Source organism: Streptomyces sp. NBC_00247, from assembly GCF_036188265.1.
Classification (GTDB): Bacteria; Actinomycetota; Actinomycetes; order Streptomycetales; family Streptomycetaceae; genus Streptomyces.
Genome location: NZ_CP108093.1, coordinates 5,677,655 through 5,695,931, shown reverse-complemented (window position 1 = coordinate 5,695,931; position 18,277 = coordinate 5,677,655). Strand labels below are relative to the sequence as shown.

15 protein-coding genes are annotated in these 18,277 nt (G+C 71.1%); 4 read left to right on the top strand and 11 right to left on the bottom strand.

Going from position 1 to position 18,277, the window contains the following annotated elements:
- The first annotated feature begins 11 nt into the window (after window positions 1-11).
- Both OHT52_RS24760 and OHT52_RS24755 read left to right on the top strand, forming a co-directional pair.
- Window positions 12-782 (top strand): IclR family transcriptional regulator, encoded by a 771-nt coding sequence (locus OHT52_RS24760; protein ID WP_328722378.1) that lies wholly within the window; start codon window positions 12-14, stop codon window positions 780-782.
- A gap of 105 nt (window positions 783-887) precedes the next feature.
- Window positions 888-2,339, top strand: coding sequence for a peptidoglycan D,D-transpeptidase FtsI family protein (locus OHT52_RS24755; RefSeq protein ID WP_328722376.1), 1,452 nt, complete (start codon window positions 888-890; stop codon window positions 2,337-2,339).
- A 71-nt stretch (window positions 2,340-2,410) separates the two neighbouring features.
- Here the strand turns inward: OHT52_RS24755 and OHT52_RS24750 are convergent, their stop codons facing one another.
- On the bottom strand, window positions 2,411-3,241 hold the full coding sequence (locus OHT52_RS24750) for a glycoside hydrolase domain-containing protein (protein ID WP_328722374.1): 831 nt from the start codon (window positions 3,239-3,241) through the stop codon (window positions 2,411-2,413).
- Window positions 3,242-3,452: 211 nt separating this feature from the next.
- Entirely contained in the window at window positions 3,453-4,952 is a 1,500-nt protein-coding gene (locus tag OHT52_RS24745) for an NCS2 family permease (RefSeq protein WP_328722372.1), read from the bottom strand.
- A gap of 234 nt (window positions 4,953-5,186) precedes the next feature.
- On the opposite strand from OHT52_RS24745, the gene OHT52_RS24740 reads away from it, so the two are divergent.
- Both OHT52_RS24740 and OHT52_RS24735 read left to right on the top strand, forming a co-directional pair.
- The gene (locus tag OHT52_RS24740; protein WP_328722370.1) at window positions 5,187-5,762 is read left to right on the top strand and encodes a SigE family RNA polymerase sigma factor; all 576 of its coding nucleotides are present in this window, start codon (window positions 5,187-5,189) and stop codon (window positions 5,760-5,762) included.
- Window positions 5,762-6,469, top strand: coding sequence for a hypothetical protein (locus tag OHT52_RS24735; RefSeq protein WP_328722369.1), 708 nt, complete (start codon window positions 5,762-5,764; stop codon window positions 6,467-6,469). The genes OHT52_RS24740 and OHT52_RS24735 overlap by 1 nt, the downstream gene beginning before the upstream one ends.
- Window positions 6,470-6,623: 154 nt before the next feature.
- On the opposite strand, the gene OHT52_RS24730 is transcribed toward OHT52_RS24735, so the two are convergent.
- The 9 genes from OHT52_RS24730 to OHT52_RS24690 all read right to left on the bottom strand — a co-directional run bounded on the left by OHT52_RS24730 (window position 6,624) and on the right by OHT52_RS24690 (window position 18,168).
- Complete coding sequence (locus OHT52_RS24730; RefSeq protein ID WP_328722368.1) at window positions 6,624-7,949, bottom strand: pectate lyase family protein; 1,326 nt, start codon at window positions 7,947-7,949, stop codon at window positions 6,624-6,626.
- A gap of 174 nt (window positions 7,950-8,123) precedes the next feature.
- Window positions 8,124-8,954, bottom strand: coding sequence for a rhamnogalacturonan acetylesterase (locus tag OHT52_RS24725; protein ID WP_328722366.1), 831 nt, complete (start codon window positions 8,952-8,954; stop codon window positions 8,124-8,126).
- A gap of 126 nt (window positions 8,955-9,080) precedes the next feature.
- The gene (locus OHT52_RS24720) at window positions 9,081-10,415 is read right to left on the bottom strand and encodes an ABC transporter substrate-binding protein (protein WP_328722365.1); all 1,335 of its coding nucleotides are present in this window, start codon (window positions 10,413-10,415) and stop codon (window positions 9,081-9,083) included.
- 62 nt (window positions 10,416-10,477) lie between these two features.
- Window positions 10,478-12,487, bottom strand: a complete 2,010-nt coding sequence (locus OHT52_RS24715; protein WP_328722364.1) for a pectinesterase family protein — start codon at window positions 12,485-12,487, stop codon at window positions 10,478-10,480.
- 311 nt (window positions 12,488-12,798) lie between these two features.
- On the bottom strand, window positions 12,799-14,346 hold the full coding sequence (locus OHT52_RS24710; protein WP_328722363.1) for a glycoside hydrolase family 43 protein: 1,548 nt from the start codon (window positions 14,344-14,346) through the stop codon (window positions 12,799-12,801).
- Window positions 14,343-15,170, bottom strand: a complete 828-nt coding sequence (locus OHT52_RS24705; protein ID WP_328722362.1) for a PmoA family protein — start codon at window positions 15,168-15,170, stop codon at window positions 14,343-14,345. The genes OHT52_RS24710 and OHT52_RS24705 overlap by 4 nt, the downstream gene beginning before the upstream one ends.
- Window positions 15,167-16,327 carry a Gfo/Idh/MocA family protein gene (locus tag OHT52_RS24700; protein ID WP_328722361.1) on the bottom strand — a complete coding sequence of 387 codons (1,161 nt, stop codon included), beginning with the start codon at window positions 16,325-16,327 and terminating at the stop codon, window positions 15,167-15,169. The genes OHT52_RS24705 and OHT52_RS24700 overlap by 4 nt, the downstream gene beginning before the upstream one ends.
- A gap of 6 nt (window positions 16,328-16,333) precedes the next feature.
- Entirely contained in the window at window positions 16,334-17,242 is a 909-nt protein-coding gene (locus OHT52_RS24695; RefSeq protein WP_328722360.1) for a carbohydrate ABC transporter permease, read from the bottom strand.
- Window positions 17,239-18,168 (bottom strand): carbohydrate ABC transporter permease, encoded by a 930-nt coding sequence (locus tag OHT52_RS24690; protein ID WP_328722359.1) that lies wholly within the window; start codon window positions 18,166-18,168, stop codon window positions 17,239-17,241. Before OHT52_RS24690 ends, OHT52_RS24695 begins: the two co-directional genes overlap by 4 nt.
- Between the last annotated feature and the right edge of the window lie 109 nt (window positions 18,169-18,277).

Here is an 18,277-nt window from a genome sequence, read left to right as displayed (position 1 = left end):
GGGCGAGGGCGATGTCGACTGCCGAGTCTGGTGGGGCGCAGGTCAAGTCCGCGGTACGGACGGTGGAGCTCCTCGAATACTTCGCGGGGCGCCCCGGGATGCACTCCCTCGCCGCCGTGCAGGAGGCGGTGGGCTATCCCAAGTCCAGCCTCTACATGCTGCTGCGCACCCTGGTCGAGCTCGGCTGGGTGGAGACCGACGCCACCGGCACCCGGTACGGCATCGGGGTGCGGGCCCTGCTGGTCGGCACCTCGTACATCGACGGCGACGAGGTGGTGGCCGCCGCCCGCCCCACGCTCGACCGGCTCTCCGACGACACCACGGAGACCATCCACCTGGCCCGGCTCGACGGCACCAACGTGGTCTACCTCGCGACCCGCCAGTCCCAGCACTACCTCCGCCCGTTCACCCGCGTCGGACGCCGGCTGCCCGCGCACTCCACCTCGCTGGGCAAGGCGCTGCTGGCCACCTACAGCGACGAGCAGGTGCGCAAGATGCTGCCCGAGACGCTCCCGGCGCTGACCGAGCACACCCTGACCGACCGCGAGCGGCTCATCGAGGAGCTGCACACCATCCGCGAGCAGGGGTACTCGGTGGACCGCGAGGAGAACACGCTGGGGCTGCGGTGCTTCGGTGTGGCGATCCCGTACCGGACGCCCTCGCGCGACGCCATCAGCTGCTCGGTACCGGTCGCCCGGCTCACCCCCGCCCACGAGCAGACGGTGAAGGACGCCCTCTTCGACGCCCGCGACCGCCTGACGCTGGCGACCCGCCGCCTCTGAGCCCCGCGCGGCGAGGTCCCGCGCGGCGGACGGGGCGCCTGAGAAATCGGTGAGAAGCGGCACGAGCGGGAACATCCGCCGCTCCCCCGTTCGTCCCCCGGGGGGATGAACAAGACGATCAGGCGAACCTCGGTCTTCTGCCTGCTCCTGGTCCTCGCGCTGCTGGTGCGGGCGAGCTGGGTGCAGGTGTACGACGCGAAGGCGCTCGCGGACAACGACAACAACCGGCGGAACACCATCGCGCAGTACGCGCGGCCGCTCGGTGACATCATCGTGGCCGGCTCCCCGGTCACCGGATCGCAGAGGACGGAGAGCGGAGATCTCGCGTACAAGCGCACCTACACGGACGGAGAGCTGTACGCCGCCGTCACCGGTTACGGCTCGCAGGCGTACGGCTCCACCCAGCTGGAGGGCATCTACGGCCCGGTGCTCGACGGCACGGACGACCGGCTGAAGAACGCCTCCGACGTGATCACCGGTGAGGCGGCCGCCCCCGGCGACGTGCTGACGACGATCGATCCGGACGTGCAGAAGGCCGCGTACGGGGCGCTCGGCGACGACAAGGGCGCGGCGGTCGCGATGGACCCGAAGACCGGCCGCATCCTCGGCATGGTCTCCACCCCCTCGTACGACCCGTCGACGATCAGCGGGACCACGGACCAGGACGCCTGGCAGAAGCTGCTGGCCGACCCCGACAAGTCGCTGGTCAACCGCGCCCTGCGGCAGCCGCTGGCGCCCGGGTCGACGTTCAAGCTGGTGGTGGCGTCGGCCGCGCTGGAGAACGGCCTGTACGACTCGGTGGACCAGGCCACCGACAGCCCCGACCCCTACACCCTGCCCGGCACCACGACCGTGCTGAGCAACGAGAGCGCCTCCGCCCCCTGCGAGAACGCCACCCTGCGCACGGCGCTCCAGTACTCCTGCAACAACGTCTTCGCCAAGGTGGCGGCCGACCTCGGACAGGAGAAGCTGCGGGCGATGGCGGAGAAGTTCGGGTTCGACACCGAGAAGCTCGACGTGCCGGTGCGCGCCTCGGCGAGCGTGTACCCGAAGGAGATGGACAGCGCGCAGACCGCGCTCACCGGCATCGGCCAGTTCGAGGTGACGGCCACACCGATGCAGATGGCGATGGTCTCCGCGGCACTCGCCGACGGCGGTGAGCTGGCGGCCCCGCACATGGTCTCCTCGGTGACGGACGCCAAGGGGGCGACGCTCCAGGAGTACCCGGACGGCGACACCGAGCGGGTGGTGTCGGAGTCGACCGCCGCACAGTTGCGCAGCGCGATGGTGACGGTGGTCGAGGACGGTACGGGCACCAACGCGCGGATCGACGGCGCCGAGGTGGGCGGCAAGACGGGTACGGCCCAGAACGGCGTGGGCAACGAGAACACCCCGTACGCCTGGTTCACCTCGTACGCCAAGGACGACGCCTCCGGCAAGGAGGTGGCGGTCGCCGTGGTCGTGGAGGACTCGGGGGCCGCCCGTTCCGAGGTCAGCGGCAACGGCCTGGCGGCGCCGGTCGCCCGGAAGATGATGGAGGCGGCGCTCGCGGGGTGATCCCGCCGGAGCGGGCCGGCCCCCGGAGAGGGCGGGCCGGCCCGTTCACCGGGCCACCCGGGCCACGTGGGTCAGCCGACGAGGGCGACCGGGGCGTCCCAGGCGTCGCGGTCCACGGTGAGGGTGTAACCGCCGCGCTTCTCCTTGCTGTTGACCAGGTACTGATGGCCGCGGCTGTGGTCGGTGTACAGCGTCTTGGCCCACGGCCAGTCGGTCGTGGTGGTGGACTTGCCGTCCCAGAGCGCGTACCAGAGGTTGCCCGGCAGGTCGGTCCTGTTCGGCGCCGTGGCGATGGCCTTGGCGCTGGAGCTGCTGAAGCCGTAGAACCCGGCCCGGTAGGTCTTGGCGCGCAGCGTCCTGGTGAACGAGCGTACGTAGCTCAGCACCGCGTCGTTGCAGGCCTTGTCCGTGATCGTGTACGGCTCGATGTCGAGGTACACCGGGCTGCCGGCCTTCATGCCGAGCGCCGCGGCCTTGGCGACCGCGTCGTTGCCGTCCTTGACGCCGAGGGAGACCGCCGTGGCGGCGGTCAGCTTCTCCGGGTTCGCGCTCTTCTGGCAGGGCGGCTGGGCGCCCACGTAGAGCGGGATGAGCTTCCAGCCGGTGGAGCTGACCGACTTCACCCAGGACGAGGTCAGGTTGGGCTGGGCGCAGCCCCGGTTCTTGCCGCCGATGTAGACGGCGGCGGCGCCGTAGAACTTGTCGGCCTTCCACGCCTTCATCGCGGCGAGCGACGGCGCGGTGCAGGTGTCGAAGGCCTGGCCCGTGTAGGTCTTCTGGGCGGGCCAGGCGGTGGCCGCCATCGAGGTCTGGGCCACGATCCCGGACCCCACGACGGCCACGGCCGCCGCCGTCCCCCAGGCGATGTAGCGGCTCTTCCTGGACAACCGGTGTTTGGACAATCCCCCACCCCATTCGGATTCGTGCCTCCGGCCGCGGCCCGCGCCGGGCGCGGTCGGAACGCGGCAGCACGGAAGGCGGCGCCCGTGGACGGGCGTTCGGAGCGGGTACCCTATCCGATTTCACCGGCCCGACCGGGGGCGGGGCGGGTGTCCGGGGCCGGGGGCGCGCCCCGGACACCCGCCCCGGTTCAGGCGGTCGTGCGCCCGGGGCTCACTTGACGCCGAGCAGCTGCTCGATCGGGTCGATCGCGAAGTACACCAGGAACAGGGCCGAGGTGGCCCAGAGCAGCCAGTGCACCTCCCGCGCCTTGCCGAGGGCGGCCTTGATCACGACGTAGGCGAGGAAGCCCGCGCCGATACCGTTGGTGATCGAGTACGTGAACGGCATGACGGCGATCGTCAGGAACGCCGGGACGGCGATCTCGTAGCTCTCCCACTCGATGTGGCGGACCTGGGCCATCAGCAGGAAGCCGACCGCGATGAGCGCGGGCGCGGCGGCCTGGGCCGGGACGACGGTGGCCAGCGGGGTGAGGAAGAGCGCGACGGCGAAGAGGGCGCCGGTGACCAGGGAGGCGAAGCCGGTACGGGCGCCCTCGCCGACGCCCGCCGCGGACTCGATGTAGGCGGTGTTGGAGGAGGCGGAGGCGGCTCCGCCCACGGCTGCGGCGGCCCCGTCGATCAGGAGGACGCGGCCGATGTTCGGGACGTCGCCCTTCTCGTCGAGCAGTCCGGCCTCCTGGGAGACGCCGACGACCGTGCCCATGGTGTCGAAGAAGTCGCTGAGGATCAGGGTGAAGATCAGCAGGACGATGGTCACCACGCCGACCTGCTGGAAGGCGCCGAAGAGGCTGAAGGAGCCGACGAGCCCGAAGTCGGGGGCGGCGACGAGGTCGTCGGGGACCGTGGGGACGGTCAGGCCCCAGGCGGCCGGCGCGATGTCGGCGATCTCGTTGACCACGATCGCCAGCACGGTGCTGACCACGATGCTGATGAGGATCGCGCCCTTCACCTTGCGGACCATCAGGGCGACGGTGAGCAGCACGCCGACGCAGAAGACCAGCACCGGCCAGCCGGTGAGGTGCCCGGCCGAGCCGAGCTGCACGGGGGTCGAGCCGGTCTCGCCGGGGATGCGGGTGACGAAGCCGGCGTCGACGAAGCCGATGAACGCGATGAAGAGCCCGATGCCGACGCTGATGGCCTGCTTGAGGGCGGGCGGGATCGCGCGCATCACGGCCTCGCGCAGCCCGGTGACGACCAGGACGCAGATGATGAGCCCTTCGAGGACGACCAGGCCCATCGCGTCGGGCCAGCTCATCAGCGGGGCGATCTGGAACGCGACGACCGCGTTGAGGCCGAGGCCGGCGGCGATGGCGAGCGGGAGGTTGCCGCCGAGTCCCATGATCGCGGTCATCACGGCGGCCACCAGTGCGGTGACGGTGACGAGTTGGGGCGTGGAGAGGTGGGCGCCGAACTTGTCCTCGGCCGATCCGAGGATGATCGGGTTGAGGACCAGGATGTACGCCATGGTGAAGAAGGTCGCGAAGCCGCCGCGTATCTCGCGGCCGAGGCTCGATCCGCGCGCGGTGATCGCGAACCAGCGGTCCAGCGCGTTCCCGGGAGCGGCGGGCGCCCCCGCGGGTACCGGGTCCGGTGCGGCTTTCGCCGTCCGGGGTGTCTCCGGGACTTCCTGCGCCTGTGGCGTGTCCGGCATGGCTCTCCTTCATGAGATGGCGGGGCTGCGGGGCGAGTGACTGAATGTTCCCTCGCGGAAAGGGGGTTCAGGTTTTCGCCGTGTTACGCCTTACTTGGAGCGACACCCGGTTCGCAGCGCGTCCGAGGCGCGCTGGTACGCTCTCGCACCGCTCGCACCCCTGGGTGCCGCTGAGGGAACGTACACAGCCACCGCGGTTCGCGTACAGGGATTCGAGAGCAGGGAGAGGTACCCGTGGGCACTGTGGTCGACGCTGCCGCTGCCGCCGAGTTCCATCAGTTCTTCGAGGCGCACTACGCTGAACTGGCTCGTCTCGCCCACCTGTTGACGGGCGAGGCGGATGCGGCCGATGATCTGGCCGCTGACGCCCTGATGGCCCTCTGGCATCGCTGGGACCGGATGAGGGAGGCCGAACACCCCGTCGCGTACGCGCGCGGGGTCGTCGCCAACCTGGCGCGCACCCGCATCCGCAGCGCGGTGCGCGAGCGCCGCAGGATCGCCTTGTTCTGGGCGCCGCGTTCCGGTGGCGGCGACGGGTTCACCGTCGACGACCCCGACGTGGCCACCGTGGTGGACGTCCAGGAGGCGCTGCGTAGGCTGCCGTTCAGGAAACGCGCCTGCGTCGTGCTGCGGCACGCGTTCGACCTGTCCGAACGGGACACGTCGTTGGTCCTCGGGATATCGGTCGGTACGGTCAAGAGCCAGACGTCCCGGGGCTTGGCGGAGTTGCAGCGGCTGCTGGGCCCCGGGGCGGGCCCGGCTCCGGCACGGGTGGCCGTGGCGGGGCAGCCCGGCGGAGGAGGGCATTGATGGACGAGGAGCTGCGGGAACGCCTGCGCGGTGCGGCGCTGGAACACCGCCCGGACCGCGAGCGGATGTGGGCGCGGGTCGAGCGCGGGATGGCGCAGGACCCGCCCGGACGGGTGGCACGCCCGCCTCGCGCGCCGATGCCCAGGCTGCGGATCGCGGCGGCGACGGTGGCGGTCTGCGGGGTGCTCGTGGCGGTCTCGCTCGCCGTCGCGTGGACGGGCCGCGACGGCAGGTCCGCGCAGCCCGTTGCGGCCGCACCGGACCGTACGGAGACCACGCCCGAGCCCTCCGGGGAACGCGGCGGCCAACTCCCCCCGGCCAACGGCCCGGTGTCCACGCACGGCACGGTGAACGCCGGAAGCAACGCGTACTGGGCGCAGAGCGACGTCGTGGTGACCGCGGCGCGGCCGCTCACCTCCCTCACGGTCGAGCTGCGCGTCGCGCTGACCGACGGGGTGACCACGACGGGTTCGTGGACGTCCGGCCACACGGACGACTACACGACCTCCGTGGGCGAGGAGGGCGGCTTCCTCGTGTTCCGCTGGACCCTGCGGCCGGGCAGGACCACCCCGGCGGCCACCCTCACCTTCGCGGGGCAGTACAACCACGCGGAGGGCGAACGGGACCCGAGCAAAGACGATTTCACCGTGCGCAGCGCCTTCGACACGGGCGTTACCGCGAGCGGCGGGGTCTTCTCCGCCGGCTGAACGGGCACGCACCGGGGCGCGGCCGGACGGAGGCGCGGCCGGGCGGGGGCTGAATACGGGGGCGGGAGAGGGCGCGGACCCGCACAGTCCGCACGCTCTCCCGCCGGTGGAGGTCCGCCCGGGGCAGGCCGGGGCAGGCCCGGGGCGGACGGGGTCAGCAGTGGCCGCCGGCTCCGGCCTCGCGGTCCACGAGCGCCGGGACGGCGCGCGGCGAGTCGACCTTGGTCCGCAGGACCGGGGTCCAGCCGGCGCCCGAGGCGAGCTGCTCCGCGGGGACGCCCGCGTTGTGGACGGCGATCAGGTCGGTCTTCTTCCCGTTGACGTAGTTGTCGCCGGCCGTCAGCGGGGACTCCTTCCACTTCTTCAGGATGAGCGCCGGGTCGTGGTCCGCGGAGAGCGTGAACGCGTTGTGCTCGGCGACGAGCTGGGACTCGATGCCGATGCCGTAGGAGTAGCCGTACGCGTGCCCGGTCTGGGCCACGAAGTGGTTGTTGTACGAGTCGACCTGGCCGAAGCGGACGCGCGGGGCGCGCTCCTTCAGGTTCTGGAACAGGTTGTGGTGCAGGGTCACCCGGAGCTTGCCCCGGTCGGTCGCGCCCGCGCTGTCGCTGTTACCGATGAGCATCGTCTTGTCGTGGTCCTTGAGGACGTTCCACGAGACGGTGACCAGGTCGGCGCCGCGCACGATGTCGAAGAGGCCGTCGTGCTGCTGGTAGACCGTGCCGAAGTAGTACGGCTGGGCCGAGTCGGGGCGGTCGCCGTCGCTGAAGGTGTTGTGGTCGACCCAGACGTGGGTGGAGTTGGTGACGACCAGGTTGTCGTACTCCGAGTTCCAGGCCCCGGTCTCGGTGTCGGTCGGGTCCCACTGCGGGAAGCAGTCGTAGGTGTCCTCGAAGCTCAGGTTGCGGACGATGACGTTGGAGACGTCCTTGATCTGGAGGCTGGCCCCGATGACGGTGGCGTCGTCGCCGACGCCGATCAGGGTGGTGTTCGAGGGGACGGGCACGTTGACGGCCGCCGCCTGGAGCGCGGCGGAGGCGGCGCGGGCGTCCTCCAGCGGGCCGCTGGGAACGGCGTCGGTGCCCCAGACCGCCGGGTCGTAGGCGGCGAGGTACTTCTCCAGGGTGTAGCCGCCGGTGTAGTAGTCCTCGCAGCCGATGGGGGTGCCGTTCACGTCGGAGTTGCCGTGGACGGTCCCGGCGATCTTGACGATCTTGGGGGCGTCGCCGGCGTCCTCGAACGCGGCGATCAGCTCGGCGCGGTTGGTGACCGTGTACACGTGGTCGCGGGTGGCCGCCGACCCGCCGGTGGTCGAGCCGTCCGCGGAGGCCCAGCCGTCGTGGGCGGGCAGCACGGCGCGCTCCACCGGCTTCGAGTGCGGCCGGGAGGCGGCCTGGGCCGGCAGCGACACGGCGAGGGCGAGGGAGGCGCAGCCCATCACCACGGTGATGGCACGGAGGTGGCGCATGCGTGCGGGCATCGGATTCCTTCGGTTCGTGGGAGAGGTTCGTCGGGGGGATTCGTGGGCTGGGTTCGTCGGAGGGGTTCGTCGGAGGGGTTCGTCGGAGAGGGAAGGGAGGCGGGACGACGGAGCGCCGGAGGGGGCGGGCCTTCCTTCGAGTGGTGCGACGGTGCTGTTCCGGTGGGGCGGAAGTCAGGGTTGCGGCGGCGGCCAGGTGATCCACCGGGCCGGGACGGGGGCTCCGAGCCGGCGCACGTCGCCGGGGCCGAGCACCCGGGCGTCCAGCAGGGCGCGGGCGGTGGTCCGGGCCACGTCGACGGCGCCGCGCGGCTGGAGATGCGTGTTGTCCTGCACGCCGTCCGGATAGTTCGGCGACACGCCGGGCGCCAGCCAGTTGAAGTAGTCCTGGGTGGCCTCGGGCCCCAGCTCCTGCCAACGGGCGAGGGTGAGCGCCTGGGTGTCGATCAGCGGGACCCGCTCTTCGGCGGCCAGGGCGCGCATCGCCGCCGGGTACTCCCCGTGGCTGGGCTTGGCGGTGCCGTCCTCGGCGAAGCGGCGACGCTCCACCGGGGTGAGCAGGACGGGCCGGGCGTGCCGGGCGCGGGCCTCCGCGACGTAGAGGCGCAGGTGGTCCTGGTAGGTCGTCCAGGGGTCGGTGCCGCGGAGCGGGTCGGTGGTCTTCTCGTCGTTGTGCCCGAACTGGACGAACAGGAAGTCACCGGGGCGCACGTCGGGCAGCAGCGCGGCGAGCAGGCCCTCGTCGACGAAACTCTTGGAACTGCGGCCGTTCATCGCATGGTTGGCGACGCGCAGTCCCTGGCCGAGGAAGAAGGGCAAGGCCATGCCCCAGCCGGTCTCGGGCGCGGCGTCGGAGTACTTCTGCGCGGCCGTCGAGTCGCCGGCGATGTGCACGGTACGGGGACGGGGACGTGGTTCCCGGCCCCGCGCCTCGGCCGGCAAGGCGGCGAGGGCGAGGGGCAGGGCCGCTAGTGCGGCCGCCGTCCGTCTGCGGGTGAGTGACACGCGGTTCCTGCCTCTCGGGGCGTGCGGAGGTGGAGGGGGGCCGGCGGCGGGTGCGTTCCGGGCCGCCGCCGGCTCCCGTTCATCGGGATGGGTCGTGGTGCGTGCGGAGGGCGGGTGTCCGGCCGGTCAGCCGTTGCCCAGTTCCTTCCACTCCTTCTGGGCCGCGTTCAGCTCGCCGGCGATCTTGTCCAGGAAGTCCTTCGCGGAGATCTTGCCGAGCAGCAGCTTCTGGAACTCGGGCTCGTTGTCGGCCTTGGAGATGTTGTTCCAGTCGGGCAGGTAGTACGGCAGGTTCACGATCTTGGTGCTGCCGTCGGTGAGTGCCCCGGCCGCGAGCGCGGTCGGCTCGGAGGCGGTGATCCAGGAGTCCTGGGCAGCCTCGGTGTTGGCGGGGATGGCGCCGGCCGACTCGTTCCACTTGCTGTTGGAGGCGTGCGAGGCGGCGAACTCGATGAACTTCCAGGCCGCGGTCTTGTTCTTGCTGCTGCGGAAGAGTCCGAGTCCGTCGACGGGGTTGGAGACCTGGACGCGGGTGCCGCCGTCACCGATCGGGTTCGGGATACCGGCGAACTTGTCGTCGCCGAGCGCCTTCACGTGGTCCTGGTAGGAGCCGAGGTTGTGGCTCAGCATCCCGATGGTGCCGGTGTCCCACTGCGCGACCATCTTGGTGAAGTCGTTGTTGACGTCGGCGGACGGCGTCGCCTTCTTGAAGAGGCCGACGTACTTCTCCAGCGCCGCGACGTTCTTGGGGTCGTTGACGGTGGTGGTGTCGCCGTTCCAGAAGTCCGTGATGCCGGACTGGCCGTAGGAGGCGTCCAGAGCCTGGGCGATGGAGCCCGCCCCGCCTCTGATGGTGTAGCCGAACTTGTTGTTCTTGGTGTCGGTCAGCTTGTCGGCCGCCTCGTAGAACTTCGCCCAGGTGGAGGGCGCGTCCAGACCGGCCGCCTGGAAGAGGTCGGTCCGGTACCAGAGGGTTCCGTTGTTCGCGGAGGTCGGCACGGAGTACATGTCGTCGCCCCGGCCGCCCGCGTCCTTGACGCTCGCGACCATGCCCTCGACGAGCTTGCCCTTCAGCGAGGACTTCTCGATCCGGTCCTGGACCGGCTCCAGCGCCTCCTGCGAGACGATGTTGGCGAGATAGGCCGTACCGACACCGCCGACGTCCGGCAGGCCGCCGCCCGCGATGGCGGTGTCGTACTTGGACTGCACGTCGGCGATCGGGATCGGGACGTACTTGACCTTGATGTCCGGGTTCTCCTTCTCGAAATCCTTGATGATCTCGGTCCAGATCTCGGTGCGCGGGCCACCGTTGTTGTCCCAGAAGGTGATCTCGCCCTTGCCGCTGCCCTCGGTGCCGGAGCTGCTGCCGTCGTCACCGCACGCGGTGGCCGTCAGGGCGAGCATCGCGGTCAGCGAGACCGCTGCCGCGGCGCGCCCCCGGGACTTCTTGGAAATGGTCATGGTTCGGCTCTTCTCTGTGGGTGGGTACGGGTGTGCCGTGTACGCCGTGCAGGTGGGGGGCGTCAGCGCCGGCGGTGCGGTGCCCAGCCGTCCTCGCCCGCGAGGTAGTCGCCCACCTCGTGGAGCGCGGCGTCGGCCGGGGACATCTGGGGGCGGTCCGGGGTGGCGGCGGCGCCGGGACCGTAGGTCCGGTACTCGCTGAACCGGGCTTCCCGCCAGGGGAAGCCGCTCATGTCGGACCAGGGGGTCGCCTTGACGGCGGCGGGCAGCGACGTCTCGCGGATCAGCACCTGGCCGATCGCGTCCGGGTTGCCGCTCGGGTGCCAGGGGCGGCCGAGGTGGAAGGAGTCCGCGGGAGCGTCGCTGATGACCCGGCTGCGGGTGATCAGGATGCCGTACGGGTTCTCCTTCCAGGTCGAAGCGGCCGTGATGTAGCCGTTGTTCGTGTCCGAGCCACGGCTGAGCGCCTTGATCACGGACTTCTCGACGACGGTGGTGGCACGGCCGTAGAGGAAGTCGACGTCGCCTTCGACGTACGAGCCGGTGATGTAGACGCGGGCCTTCTGGGTGAGAGCCGGGGTATCGGTCATCAGGGTGTCCTGGTTGCCGAGGAACCCGGTGTTCTCGAAGGTCAGCCGGTCGCCGGTGGTCTTCACCGCGAGCGCCTGCTCGCCGCTGATCTCCACGGCGGCCTCGTCGAAGTCGTTGGAGAAGGTGAGGTTCTCGGCCGTGAAGTCGTGGCCCTCCACCAGGACGGTGGCGCTGCCGGTGGACCCCTGGGTGGTGCCGTCCGGCTTGAGTTCGCCCTGCGGGGTGTCGAAGACGATCAACGTGTCCGAGCGCCGCTCGCCGGTGCCGACGAGGGAGACGTACGGCTGGTTCTTGCCGATCCGGACGTGCTCCCGGTACGTGCCGGGCGCCAGGCGCACGGTGATCCGGCCGTCGTTGCCCTGCGGCACGGCGTCGACCGCCGCCTGCACGGTGGGGTAGTCGGCCGGCACGCGCAGCACGGTGTCGGTACCGATGTCCTTCTGCGGGCCGGAGTCGCGGGTGACGATTCCCGGCACGTCGGCGGCGCGGTCGAGCCGGTACGGGTAGAAGGCGTGCGGGTCGAAGGCCGCGCCCCGGGTGTCGGTGCGGCCCGTGGTGTTCTTCAGGATCGAGCCGCGCTGGACGAGTTGGGCGGTGGCGTCCGCCTGGTAGGGGTGCTGGACGTCCCGGTAGTAGCTGTTCTCGATGACCATCTTGGTGGCGCCGCGTGCCCAGTTGCCGTACGTCCACACCGGGTCGCCGTCCGCGACCTGCGCGGAGACGTAGTTGTTGTAGAGGTGGGCGTAGGCGCAGTTGTCGGCGGAGGGGTTGCGCTGCTTGGTTCCGGTGAACCAGTTGTGGTCGATGGTGATCTCGGTGCTCACGTTCGTCGTCCAGCCGATACCGAACGCCTTGTTGTGCTGGGTGAACTGGTTGTACGAGACGGTGATGTACCGGCTGTCCTTACGGATGTCGAGCAGGCCGTCGCCCATGTGCGTGAAGCGGTTGTGGTCGATCCAGACGTGGTCGGCGGTGTCCATCTGGATGGCGTCGAAGTCCGTGGTCTTCCCGTCCCAGTCGCCCTCGACGTAGCTGTCGCGGATGGTCAGGTTGCGGATGATCACGTTGTGGGTGCCGGGGCCGAGGTGGAGTTCGCCGTGCACGATCTCGGCGGTGTCCCCGACGCCGGTGATGGTCTTGTCGGAGGTGACGTCGACGTCGTGGCCGAAGGGCTCCACGGCCAGCGAGCCCGCGACCCGGATGACGTAGCGCCCTTCGGCGCCCGCGTACCTCGCCAGCTCGGCCTGGGTGGTGACGGTGACGACCGGTCCGCCCGCGCCTCCGGTCGTTCCGCCGGCCAGCGAGGCGAAGCCGTGCGGGGTGTCGGACCAGGAGCCGCGGGCACCGGACGGTCCCGCGGTGTCCTGCGCGGGGGCCGACGCCAGGGCGGCCGGGCTCGCGGGCAGGAGGAAGGCTCCGGCGAGGGCGAGCGCCGCTGCGAGCGTGCTTGCCCTGGTGCGCGTGGTACGGAGGTGCGTCATTGCGGCTCCCATACGTGCGGTACAGATGTGTCCGTGCTGCGGTGCGACGTGCCGTGCTGCGGTGCGAAGTGCCGTGCTGCGGTGCGAAGTGCCGTGCTGCGGTGCGAAGTGCCGTGCTGCGGTGCGAAGTGCCGTGCGGGCGGTACGGGTGGGACCGTGCGGGCGGTGCGAGGTGCCGGTGCGAAGGTGCGTGACGTGCGGTGGTGCGGGGCGACCGGTGTGCGGTGGTCCCCGTACGGGCGGCGGTGCGCGTACGGGCGGTGGTACGGGTCCTGCGGGGTGGGACGGGGCGGTGGTGCGGGGTGGGACGGCTACCGTGGCCCGGCCGGGTCGGCCGGGTTGCCGAAGGCGGTGAACTCGGCGGTCCCCGCGGGCCCGGTCCCGGTGGGCGCGGTGGCGAAGAGGCCCAGCAGCGCGCCGACCCAGCGCCAGGGTTCGGCGGCGAAGACCTGGCCGGAGGGGCGGAAGCCGTCCCCGGTGTCGGCGTGGAAGCGGCAGCGCGCGCCGGCACTCACCTCGACGCGGAGCCGTACCCGCCCTTCGGGCGCCGGCCGGGCCGGTGCGGCGTCCCTTTCGTGTTCGGCGACGCTCTCCGCGTACCGGTGGACGAGCGACACCGAGCCGTCCTCGCCCCGTTCGAGGCCGATCCAGCTGAACGCGTCACCGAGCACGGCGAAGCCCGCCTTGGCGCCGGGCACGTCGCTGCCGAGGGCGAGCGACACCTCCGCGGTGAACTCCTCGGCGGGCAGCCGCTGGACGAGGACGTTCGCCAGGGTCCGCAGGTCGTGCGCGTGCGGGGTGCGCACGCAGGCGAGCCGCAGCCCGTCCCCGGCGTGCTCGACGGTCCAGCCGGCCCGCGGGTTGGCGGTCCACTGCCACTGCCGTCCGTGCCGTCCACCGGGGAAGCCGTCCGCGAACGCCGGTGCCTCCACCGGCTGCTGGGGCGCGATGGGCTTGGCGTGCACGAGGAAGGGTTCGCCGTCGTCGCCGAGGACCGGCCACCCCGTCTCGTCCCAGCGCATCGGCTGGAGGTGGACGACCCGTCCGTACGCGCCCCGCTCCTGGAAGTGCAGGAACCAGTCCTCGCCGGCCGGGGTGCGGACCCAGCCGCCCTGGTGGGGGCCGTTGACCTCGGTCCGCCCCTGGGCCAGGACGACGCGCTCCTCGTACGGCCCGAAGAAGTCCTTCGACCGGAACGCGCCCTGCCAGCCCGTGGTCACCCCGCCCGCCGGGGCGAAGATCCAGAACTCGCCGTCGTGCCGGTAGACCTTGGGCCCTTCGAGGGTGAACCAGCCGGGGATCAGGTCCCCGTCGATCAACGTCGCTCCCTCGTCGAGCAGTTCGCGGCCGTCGGCGCTCATCCGGTGGCCGGTCAGCCGGTTCTTGATCCCGGAGCGCGACTTGGCCCAGGCGTGCACGAGGTAGGCCTCGCCGGTCTCCTCGTCCCAGAGCGGACAGGCGTCGATCAGCCCCTTGCCCGCCTTCACCAGATGCGGCTCGCTCCAGGGCCCGCGCACGTCCTCGGCGTTGATCTGCCGGATGCCGTGGTCGGGATCGCCCCAGAAGATCCAGAACCGGCCCGCGTGGTGGCGGATCGAGGGTGCCCAGACGCCCCGGTCGTGGCGTGGAGCTGCGAAGTCGGCGGCCGGTTCGAGGGTGTCGAGGGCGTGTCCGATCAGGGACCAGTTGACCAGGTCCCGGGAGTGCAGCAGCGGCAGTCCGGGGGCGCGGCCGAAGCTGGACGCGGTGAGGTAGTAGTCGTCGCCGACCCGCACGACGTCCGGGTCGGACCAGTCGGCGTTGAGCACCGGGTTGCGGTAGGTGCCGTCGCCGCGGTCCGCGGTCCAGGGTCTGCTCACGCCGTCACCACCTTGCGGACGAGGGCAGCCGCCTCGTCGCGGCCGAGCCGTCCGTCCGCCACGACGGTGACGACCCGCCGCACGACGGTCTCGCCGGGCTCCACCGGCAGCCGGTCCTCGGCCGCGAGGGAGGAGCCGACGCCCGGGTACTCCGCGGTGCGGACGAACCACGGGTCGTGCCGGGTGTCCCCGGTCGCCCCGGCGAAGACGAGGGTCCACCCGTCGCCGGCCAGCGCGAGCCAGTCGGCCCGGCGGCCGTGCACCGCCTCCTCACCGTCGTCGGTGGCGCTGAACACCTCGGGTGCCCGGTCCTCCTTGGGCGCCCGCCAGAAGAACCCGCCGTAACCGGCGCCGGGGCGGCCGTTGGTGGCGGGGCTGCCGATGGAGAGGGCGGCCCGGCCGCGGTTGGTGAGCGAGAAGGAGAAGTCCAGCGCCCAGGCGGTGCCGGTCAGCGGGACGACGGCCACCGTGCGGTGCTCGCGGAGCAGTTCGGTGCCGTCGGCCACCCAGCCGAGCTCCTCGACGAAGCCGTCCGGATCGCGGAGTTTCCAGCCCAGGTGGCGCTGGACGCCGTGGTTGTCGAGCGCGGTGGGTCCCTGGTCGCGGACGAAGGTGCGCCCGCCCCAGAAGTTGTACCCGGCGACGTCGGGCACGGCGACGGAGGCGCCCAGGTGGTGCCGGTGGTCGGCGGGGCGTTCCTCGGTGACGGGGATGCCCGCGAGGGTGGTGACGGGGTGCAGGTAGGGGCGTCCGTCGTGGTCCCCGGGGAGGTAGCTGTAGCGGCCCACGGGGCGGCCCGCGCAGCTGAGGCGGAGGGTGTTCACGAGGCGCTCACCTCGCGGGAGCGGGCCCAGGGGGCGCCGAGTTCGGAGAACAGGGCGAGGGAGTCGGCGCCCGCGTCGACCACGGCGTCGATGCCCTTGACCACGCGCCGGGGCCCCTGGGTGGCGGGCTCGCTGTACCAGGCGTCGGCGGGCAGGGCGGCGGGCTCGGCTCCGGTGCGTACCGCCTCGACCACGCGCATGAAGGCGCCGGTGCGGTGCGGGGGCACCAGGAGGGGGGTGTCGTCCGCGAGGTGGGCGGCGAGGTTCTCCAGCAGGTCGGTGCGGCCGTGCACGGTCTCCTCCGGGCCGTGTCCGGCGCGCTGGAGGAGGACCCGGTCCTGTTTGTACCAGAAGGTGATCCGGCCCCGGTCGCCGTGGACGACGACGTACGGCTCGGCGGCGCGTTCGGCGCAGAGTGTGACGCAGACCGTGACGGCCAGGCCGTCGGTGGTGGTCACGCGGAGGCTGCTGGTGTCGTCCGCCTCGATGTCGTGGGCCCGGAAGAGCTCGGTCTCGATGTCGGCGACGTCCTCGGCGGCGCCCTTCCCCGCGAGTTCGAGGGAGGTGGCGACGGCGTGGGCGAGCGGGTTGGTGAGGACCCCGTCGACCACGTCGGTGGAGCCGAGCCGACGGCGCCCGGCCCAGGGCGCGCGCCGGAAGTAGGCCTCCTCGCGCACCCAGGCGCCGGCCGCGCCGATGCCCCGGAGGGACCCGATCGCACCGTCGGCGACGAGCTCGCGGATGACGGGCACCGCGTGCGAGCCGAAGGACTGGAAGCCGATCTGGCAGGCGGTTCCCGCTTCCCGTACGCCGTCGCTCATCCGGGTGAAGTCGGCGAAGGTGGCCGCCGGGGGCTTCTCCAGGAGGAGGTGGACGCCGCGCCGGGCGGCGGTCAGCGCGAGGTCCGTGTGGGTCGGGATCGGCGTGCAGACGACGGCCGCACGGGCGCCGGTGGCGTCGAGCAGTGCGCCGAAGTCGGAGGACTGCCGGGGGGGTTCGGCGGTGAACACTCCGAGTTCGGCCTCGGTCAGGGGGGTCAGCTCGCAGATTCCGGCGAGCCGGACGACGCCCTGGCGCTGGAGGCGCTCGATGTTGGCGAGGTGCCAGCGGCCGTGGCCCCTGGCGCCGGCCAGGACGATCGGGAGGGGGGTGGTCATCGCGGGTCAGCCCTTCACCGCACCGGCGCTGAAGCCGGTGATCAGCCACTTCTGGATGAAGGCGAAGATGATCACCACGGGGACCGCGGCGATGACTCCGCCCGCGGCCAGCGCGCCCAGATCGACGCTGTCCGCGCCGATGAGGGTGTTCAGGCCGACCGGGATCGTCTGCTTGTCCTGCTCACTGAGGAACATCAGGGCGAACAGGAAGTGGTTCCAGCTGTGCACGAAGGCGAAGGAGCCGACGGCGATCAACCCGGGCCGCAGCAGCGGGAGTACGACGGCGCAGAAGGCGCGGAAGCGTGAACATCCGTCCACCCAGGCGGCCTCCTCCAGCGTGACGGGCACGTTCTTGATGAACCCGCTGATGAGGATGATCGACAGGGGGAGCTGGAAGACCGTCTCCGCGATGACCACGCTGCCCAGCGAGTTGATCATCTGGAGGTTCTTGAAGATCTCGAAGAGCGGTACGAGCATCAGCGCGCCCGGGATGAACTGCGAGCAGAGCAGCGCCAGCATGAAGGCGCCCTTGATCTTGAAGTCGAAGCGGGCCAGGGCGTATCCGCCCGCCAGCGCGACCAGGGTGGTGGCGATCAGGGTGGCTATCCCGACGATCATGCTGTTCTGGAAGAAGACGGCGAAGCTGCGTTCCGTCCAGACCTTCTCGAAGTGCTCGCCGGTCATCGGCCAGGGCGCCAGTGAGGTGGAGCCGGCCGGGCGGACGGCGAAGAGGAACATCCAGTAGAACGGGATGAGCGTGAAGAGCAGGTAGACGCCGAGGGGGACGTAGATCTGCCAGCGCGGTACGTCGTCGTACGAACGCTCCCGTCCGCGGCGGCGGTTGCCGGCCGGTGGGGTCACCTCGGCGGCCGGAGGCGGGGTGGCGGGGGTCTTCTCGGCGAGTGCGGCAGTCACTTGTGGTCGCCTCCGAACTTGCTCAGGCGCAGATAGACGATCGAGCAGAAGAGCAGGATCACGAAGGCGACGGTGGTGAGCGCGGACGCGTAGCCGAAGTCGTGTCCTTCGATACCGGTGTTGGCCACGTAGAGCGGGAGTGTGGTGGTCACGCCCGCGGGCCCGCCGCCCGTGAGGGTGTACAGCAGGTCCACGTTGTTGAACTCCCAGACCGCGCGCAGCAGTGTCGAGAGGATGATCGCGTCCCGCAGGTGGGGCAGGGTGATGTGGACGAACTGCCTGATCCGGCCCGCGCCGTCCACCGAGGCCGCCTCGTAGAGCTCCTTGGAGACGGACTGGAGGTCGGCGAGGATGAGGATGGCGAAGAAGGGGACACCGCGCCAGAGTTCGGAGACGGTGGCGGCCCAGAACACGGTTCCGGTGTCGGAGAGGACCGAGGTGCCGTAGTCGCCGATCCCGGCGTCCGCGAGGTAACGGCTGAACCCTGTCGAGGAGTTGTAGAGCAGGATCCAGATGGTGCTGGTCAGCACGCCGGAGACGGCCCAGGGCGAGAAGACCATCGCGCGGGAGATGCCGCGGCCGACGAAGGACTGGTTGACGATCAGCGCCAGGGCGAGACCCAGCACGAGCTGGAGGCTGACCTGGGTGACGACCCACTGGGCGCTGAAGCCGAGGGTGGACCAGAACTGGTCGTCGTCGGTGAAGATCTTGGTGTAGTTGTCGAAGCCGGCGAACCCGTTCCGCCAGGGCTTGGTGACGTTGTAGTTCTGCAGGCTGTAGTAGAAGACGCTGAGGACCGGATAAGCGATGAACCCCACCATCAGCAGACCGGCGGGCGCGATCAGGAGATAGGGCAGCTTGCGGGGGTTCGCCGAACGGCGCCTGGGCACCTTGGGCGGTTTGGCCACGGCGGCGGCTTGTGCCATGACACCTCTCCGTTCTCTCGTGTTTCCGGTCGTGTTGCGGTCCTGCAAGCGCTTTCTCCTTGCCGTGCGAGGCCCCGGAGGGTTTCTCGGACGGCGGGGTGCGCCGGAG

Excerpts from the sequence above, each read along its gene's own strand:
- OHT52_RS24760 (WP_328722378.1), top strand. The coding sequence starts at position 12 with ATGTCGACTGCCGAGTCTGGTGGGGCGCAGGTCAAGTCCGCGGTACGG.
- OHT52_RS24755 (WP_328722376.1), top strand. The coding sequence starts at position 888 with ATGAACAAGACGATCAGGCGAACCTCGGTCTTCTGCCTGCTCCTGGTC.
- OHT52_RS24745 (WP_328722372.1), bottom strand. The coding sequence starts at position 4,952 with ATGCCGGACACGCCACAGGCGCAGGAAGTCCCGGAGACACCCCGGACG.
- OHT52_RS24735 (WP_328722369.1), top strand. The coding sequence starts at position 5,762 with ATGGACGAGGAGCTGCGGGAACGCCTGCGCGGTGCGGCGCTGGAACAC.
- OHT52_RS24730 (WP_328722368.1), bottom strand. The coding sequence starts at position 7,949 with ATGCCCGCACGCATGCGCCACCTCCGTGCCATCACCGTGGTGATGGGC.
- OHT52_RS24720 (WP_328722365.1), bottom strand. The coding sequence starts at position 10,415 with ATGACCATTTCCAAGAAGTCCCGGGGGCGCGCCGCGGCAGCGGTCTCG.
- OHT52_RS24715 (WP_328722364.1), bottom strand. The coding sequence starts at position 12,487 with ATGACGCACCTCCGTACCACGCGCACCAGGGCAAGCACGCTCGCAGCG.
- OHT52_RS24700 (WP_328722361.1), bottom strand. The coding sequence starts at position 16,327 with ATGACCACCCCCCTCCCGATCGTCCTGGCCGGCGCCAGGGGCCACGGC.
- OHT52_RS24690 (WP_328722359.1), bottom strand. The coding sequence starts at position 18,168 with ATGGCACAAGCCGCCGCCGTGGCCAAACCGCCCAAGGTGCCCAGGCGC.